This is a genomic window from Acinetobacter sp. RF14B (assembly GCF_006864105.1).
Lineage (GTDB): Bacteria > Pseudomonadota > Gammaproteobacteria > Pseudomonadales > Moraxellaceae > Acinetobacter > Acinetobacter lwoffii_C.
In genome coordinates, this window is record NZ_SMTB01000200.1 from 1 (window position 1) to 951 (window position 951).

Below are 951 nucleotides of genomic sequence, written 5' to 3' on the forward strand. Positions count from 1 at the left end.
TAGACTTCCGTCATAAATCAAAAAACGTACAATTTATTTGATCTTAAATTAATCAGCAAAATTATTTAATTCAAGGGATAATTCTTGGATGAAATTCAAAGATATTCAAAAATTATCAGACGTTAAATTTCGTAGGCTTACCGGTGTTAGTTGGGCTACATTTAACCTCATGTTGGCCGAGCTAAATAAGCATTTACCTTGTCATATTGGTAAAGGACGACCGCATAAATTACCGTTGGAAGATCGTTTGCTCTTATGTATAGAATATTGGAGAGAATATCGAACATTTTTTCATCTTGGTATGAGTTACGGTGTATCTGAAACGAGTGCAATTCGTATCACACGTGTTATTGAAGATACCTTAATCCGTTCTGGAAAATTTAACCTGCCAAAACAACTTCCTAATCGAGATGAAGTGGATTGGGAAGTTGTTGTGATTGATGCAACTGAAATATTAGTTCAACGTCCAAAAAAAACAGAAGAAATGGTATAGCGGTAAAAAAAAGCGACATACCTTTAAATTTCAGCTATCTATGCACTATACAACAGGTGAAATACTGAGTGTATGTGGAAGTCATGGAAGCATGCATGATTTTAAAATATTTAAAAAAAGCATGAGGAAATTAAAATTTAAGCCCTTTTTTATCGTTGATAAGGGGTATTTAGGGATAAAGAAATTGGGTTTTGGATGCCTCATGCCATCTAAAGCAAAGAAAACTGAACAACTAGATTCTGAATTAAAAAAGTTAAATAAAGAGATTGGTCGTAGACGAATTCAAGTAGAGCATGTATTTGGAAGGATGAAATGTTTTAAGATTTTATCTTGTGTATATAGAAATCGTCGTAAACGATTAAACCTGCGGTTTAATTTACTTGCTGGCATATACAATTTAGATTGGGTGAAAGATAAACAATTAAATTGGTTGAAAAATGATTTATGAAGGAAGTCTA

Annotated in this window: 1 protein-coding gene and 1 pseudogene; both read left to right on the forward strand. The window is 32.5% G+C overall.

Annotation, left to right across the window (positions count from 1 at the left end; translation table 11 throughout):
• Nucleotides 1–88: 88 nt before the first annotated feature.
• Nucleotides 89–493: a transposase family protein gene (locus E2K52_RS14490; RefSeq protein ID WP_004783114.1), complete on the forward strand. Its 405-nt coding sequence runs from the start codon at nt 89–91 to the stop codon at nt 491–493.
• Between the two features lie 37 nt (nt 494–530).
• Nucleotides 531–941 (forward strand): annotated as a pseudogene (locus E2K52_RS14495) (transposase family protein); the annotation flags it as partial.
• Nucleotides 942–951: the final 10 nt, after the last annotated feature.